At 60.4% G+C, this 4538-nt stretch carries 4 protein-coding genes; 1 reads left to right on the forward strand and 3 read right to left on the reverse strand.

Features of this window, described 5'->3' with window-relative positions; genetic code table 11:
- Positions 1-1169: sorbosone dehydrogenase family protein (locus tag E5W87_RS33830; protein WP_292407807.1), on the forward strand; the 1169-nt coding region annotated here is incomplete at its 5' end.
- Positions 1170-1218: 49 nt separating this feature from the next.
- Here the strand turns inward: E5W87_RS33830 and E5W87_RS33835 are convergent.
- From E5W87_RS33835 to E5W87_RS33845, 3 genes are all read right to left on the reverse strand, one after another.
- Positions 1219-2349 (reverse strand): GNAT family N-acetyltransferase, encoded by a 1131-nt coding sequence (locus E5W87_RS33835; RefSeq protein WP_292407809.1) that lies wholly within the window; start codon positions 2347-2349, stop codon positions 1219-1221.
- Positions 2346-3341 (reverse strand): sterol desaturase family protein, encoded by a 996-nt coding sequence (locus tag E5W87_RS33840; protein WP_292407811.1) that lies wholly within the window; start codon positions 3339-3341, stop codon positions 2346-2348. The genes E5W87_RS33835 and E5W87_RS33840 overlap by 4 nt, the downstream gene beginning before the upstream one ends.
- Positions 3342-3579: 238 nt before the next feature.
- The coding region (locus E5W87_RS33845; RefSeq protein ID WP_292407813.1) for a heparinase II/III-family protein at positions 3580-4538 on the reverse strand (959 nt) is incomplete at its 5' end.

Below are 4538 nucleotides of genomic sequence, written 5' to 3' on the forward strand. Positions count from 1 at the left end.
GATTTGCAGTGAACGAGTTTGCAGGCGGGCTCGACCATCCGCGCTGGCTGCACGTGCTGCCAAACGGCGACGTGCTGGTGGCGGAGAGCAATGCGCCGCCCAGGCCGGACGAGGGCTTTAACACACGCAGCATACGCGGCTTCCTCATAGATAGCATACGCAGCGTACGCCACTTCTTCACGGACCTCTTCCAGAGCCGGGCTGGCGCGGAAACGTCTAGCGCCAATCGCATCTCGCTGCTGCGCGATCAGGATGGCGACGGGGTGGCAGAAACCAAAACGGCCTTCCTCACCGGGCTGTCCTCGCCATTCGGCATGACCCTGCTCAACGGCAAGCTCTACGTCGCCAACGCCGATGCAATTGTGGCTTTTCCCTACCAGGAAGGCGCGACCGAGATCACCGCACCGGCGGAGAAAATAGTCGACCTGCCTGCGGGGAGGAATCACCACTGGACCAAGGACGTGGCCGCCTCGCAGGACGGGACGAAGCTCTATGCGACGGTCGGATCCAATTCCAATGTCGGCGAGAATGGCTTGGAGGAAGAGGAGAGCCGCGCCGCCGTGCTGGAGATCGATCTCGCCTCGAAACGGACGCGTCTCTTCGCCTCCGGGCTGCGCAATCCCAACGGCCTGTCCTGGAATCCGGAAAGCCGCGAACTCTGGGTTGTCGTCAATGAGCGCGACGAGATCGGCAGCGACCTCGTGCCGGACTACATGACTTCGGTGAAGGATGGCGGCTTCTACGGCTGGCCTTACAGCTATTACGGCCAGCACGTCGACGATCGCGTCGAGCCGCAGCGGCCCGACCTCGTCGCCAAGGCGATCAAGCCGGACTATGCGCTCGGGGCGCACACGGCTTCATTGGGACTGACCTTCAACACGGGCGACCTGTTCGGCCCTCAATACAGGAATGGCGCCTTCGTCGGGCAGCATGGCTCGTGGAATCGCAAGCCGCGCAGCGGCTACAAGGTGATTTTCGTGCCGTTTGCCGGCGGCAAGCCCTCTGGCCCGCCTCAAGACATCCTCACCGGCTTCCTAAGCCAGGACGACAAGGCTTTTGGCCGTCCTGTGGGGGTGGCGATAGACCGGCGCGGCGCCCTGCTTGTGGCGGATGATGTCGGCAACAAGGTCTGGCGGGTCGTTCCATCGCAGGCACAATCGGCACTTTGAGCGGTTCGTGCTGCTGGCGACCCGATGAGGCTGGCACAATCAGCCGAAATCAAGGTGTCGGTACTACCACGCGCCCGCGCACATGCCGGACCGTCTGACGCATACGATCGGCAAGAAAAGCGAGCTGGCCTTGCGCCGTGCGCGTTCCAAGAACGGATTGTAGGATAACACCCTGCGTTGCGAACTTGTTCTTGAAGGACTCTCCACCACAGAGGAAATCGACCATGCCCAGGCCATGATCGATCGACCACTGTATGTAGTCCATGATCAGGATTATGCCCGGCGACGCTCGGCTGAAATCCGGATCGAAGGTGGTCACAAACGCCATCATGGTGTGGCGCTGGACGAAGTTGATGGAGACCGCGACCATTACGTCATCGCATTCAAGTACGAAAATGCGCAGCACGCCGGCGCGCGCCAGCGCATCGACGAGTGCGGCGAGCACTGGCGCTCCCTCCTCGAAAAGTTGGGATTCACGCGTGTGCTGCACCAGCCATCTGCGCTTCAGGGCAGCGAGCCGCTCCAATACCGGCTGCAGCGGCTCATCGGGCGCAAGCAGGCGAAATTTCACTTTCCCGGTTTCTTCCAATGCCTTGATGCCGCGCCGATAGTTCTGGCGTGTCTTTTTGGACTGGTCCTCAAACCATGCCGCTCCGCTCTTCCACGGTCCGGCGACGCGATAACTGACTTCCTCTCTGTGATTGGGGCGAAGCCTGATGCCGCGTGAGACATCCGGAGTGAAAATTTTGCGCGCCGCCGCACCCGGCAAGAGACGATTGAGAAAGGCAAGATCGAAGCCGCCGGCGTCACAGATCTGGGCCCATACGCCCTGCAGGGCCGATAATGAGCATTCCGGAGCAATGAGAATATCCCCGTAATCGGTATAGCTGTTGGCCGCCCACTCAAGAAACCGCAGGCCTTTGCGCTTGCCGATCGCCAGGGGAACGACGGCAACGAGCCTGTCACCGTTCCAGACCAGGCCGATCCGCAGCGCGCGTTGGTCACGGTCCGCTACAGTATTCCACCATGCCGAAACCCAGGCATGACTCTGAAAGATCAGCGCATCGGTGCGATGCCAAAGATGCATCCAATCGGCTTCGACCGCAGCCAGGCGTTCCGCCGAACGGACGACTTCCAGGCGCTCTGCGCTCGAAGCGTCAATCGAAACAATGGTGTTCATGAAGGGGAACGATCCTGTGGCTGTGCGATGACATCGGGACGCCTGTGGAATAGTCGGACGACATGCCCTCCCATCTTCTTGAGCGGCAGGATGTAAAGCCCAAAGAGCGATTGATAGTCGCGCACATCGCGATCTATCAGGCCAAATTTGAGGTCTTCCTCTGGATCCGGGACAAACTGCGTTCCGAAGAAGCGGTCCCAGAACGAAAAAAGCAGGCCAAAATTCTTGTCATAGTGGCGAGGGTCGATGCTGTGGTGCACCTGGTGCCAGTGCGGGCACAAGATGACGTTGTTCAACGGGCCGAAGGAAATCTTGAAGTGGGTATGGCGAACAAAGTCCATCATCAGGATGTTGCGGATGACATAGACGTTGATGCCGAAGATAGCGATCTCCACCGGATCGAGCGCGATCAGGCTCCATATGCCGAAACAGATCCCCGGGATGACGCCATCCCACATACGATTCATCAGATCGTCCAGCGGATGAACCCGATCCTTGGTGATCCCCACCATCACCTCGGCCGAATGATGCACCTTGTGCAATTCCCACAGGAACGGGAAGTGGTGCTGGGCGACGTGGTAGAGATAGTATGAGATGTCGTAGGCGATCAGCATGGTTGCGGTGAATATGACGATCGTCACCGGTCCGGCCGGGCCGCCGATGAGCGGCGCCTGGATGTCGAACAGCCAGCCGATTGCCTGGTGTGTCCCATAGCCCACGGCAGCAACGAAGGTGACGCCAGCAGGGATGAGCAGGAAAGGCATCATCAGCCGTTTCGTGACCCAAAATAGGACATCCGCTCGCGCCGACGGGTGCAGGATGACTTCCGCCGGGAATGCAAAATCGAAAAAGTCCCTGAAGGATTTATGCTCGACAGTTCGCCAGTAAGCGACCACCGCGCTCCCAAATGCCGTGAGAAAAAGCAGGCTGAGCGTCAGCAGATTGAGGTTCGAAAGCTTTTCCACAATCATTCTGGCGAATTCAGAAAACATCGGTGCAGTGGCTCCTCGGCCGTGAGATGGCGATCCGGCGAATTGCGAAGCAAAAAACTTGCCAAACCCACTGCATGTTGCCCGCAACCAGATGGCTATTGCGGCTGCAACGAACAAAGCATGCCGGATTTGCGCCAGACTAGCAGATCAACCGTAACAAAACGCTAAATGTCCGAACGTAATTAATCTCGAATACGGCCGGAACAGCGGATAGGCCGCTCTGCTGCGGCGCCGGTCGCTATCTTTGCGACGGGGGGCTTGCCGCGAGGTGGATATTGATTCCGACTTCGCCCACTTCGCCACGCCAGGCGATGCGTTCGGCTGGTTGTCTGGCGCCAAAACGCGGTGAAACCCAGCCGCCCTGCCCCGGTGCGTCGCCGCCGGCGCGGATCTCGACCGCAGAGTCCGGAAAGCGGATGGCCATCAGCGGCTCATCGCCGCGCAGCACCATGACCGTGTTTCCTTGTTGGTTGGCACTGAGGCCAGCTGCAAGTTGGAAGACGACCTCGGCCACGCGCCTGCCGCCGAGCAGTTGGTCGGTCACGAGAATGCCGTCGGCCTGTTGCGTCACAGTGCGCTGGTGGATGACGCCGAAGCGGCTTCTATACCCGTCATGGCGAGCGCGCAGCTTCCAGTGGGCTCCCGGCTCGCTGTCCATCAATGTCGCAATCGCCTTGTGCGACCAGTTGAACTCCCCGGCGATGATGCTTTGGCTTTTGCCCTCGATATTCAGCGTGTTGTGGGCCGGTGTCGAGCGGAACCAGTCGCGCCAAACGCCCCCCGAACCGTAGAGCCAGGTGCCGGGGTCAACCAGCACCGGCTCGCCATCGATGCACAGAGTGAGCGACAGCGCGTCGGCATGGCCGTGAGCCGCGATCGAGAGATAGCCGAGCGGTCCGTGGTCGAATGTCAGATCGATGCTGCGGCCATTCATCTCACCGCGCCAGACGGAGAGGCCGCCTTGCGTGAACGTTTGCAGCCCATGCGACACCGGTGCCGGTTCCGGCGGCGTGCCAAAGAAAAGCGCACGAAAATCGTCTGGCTTCGCCGCGTTGCCCGGCATCCGCAGAAAACCGTGGGTGGCGGCGGCAACGGATTGGACATAGCCCGGCTCGTCCCCGAGCGTCAGGACGCGACCTTCGTCGTTGTCGCCAAAGCCGGTTGCTGGCGGGAGCCAGGCGACGAAATCGGCAAATG

The organism is Mesorhizobium sp., assembly GCF_004962925.1.
In the GTDB taxonomy this organism is placed as follows: Bacteria; Pseudomonadota; Alphaproteobacteria; order Rhizobiales; family Rhizobiaceae; genus Mesorhizobium.

Excerpts from the sequence above, each read along its gene's own strand:
- E5W87_RS33835 (WP_292407809.1), bottom strand. The coding sequence starts at position 2,349 with ATGAACACCATTGTTTCGATTGACGCTTCGAGCGCAGAGCGCCTGGAA.
- E5W87_RS33840 (WP_292407811.1), bottom strand. The coding sequence starts at position 3,341 with ATGTTTTCTGAATTCGCCAGAATGATTGTGGAAAAGCTTTCGAACCTC.